Origin of the sequence: Cellulomonas sp. GbtcB1 (genome assembly GCF_019091725.1) — a bacterium.
Classification (GTDB): Bacteria; Actinomycetota; Actinomycetes; order Actinomycetales; family Cellulomonadaceae; genus Cellulomonas.
The window spans coordinates 1-232 of record NZ_JAGXJG010000643.1; the positions used below are offsets into that span (position 1 = coordinate 1).

Here is a 232-nt window from a genome sequence, read left to right on the forward strand (position 1 = left end):
GGATCGTCGCGGACACCCTGCTGGTGTCCTCGGTGATGATCGCCGACTTCTACGTCACGATGGGCACGATGGTCGCCGACGGCGGCGAGGCGGGCCAGCTCGACAAGGAGGGCAACCCGCCCCGCACCCGGACGATCCTGGTCGTCGACTCGATCGCCGCGGTCGCCGGCGGTGCCGCCTCGGTGTCGCCGAACCACTCGTACGTTGTGTCCGCGGCGGCGGTCGGGGAGGG

At 71.6% G+C, this 232-nt stretch carries 1 pseudogene; it reads left to right on the forward strand.

The window, feature by feature from the left end:
• A pseudogene (locus KVT14_RS21655) lies at positions 1 to 232 on the forward strand (NCS2 family permease); the annotation flags it as partial.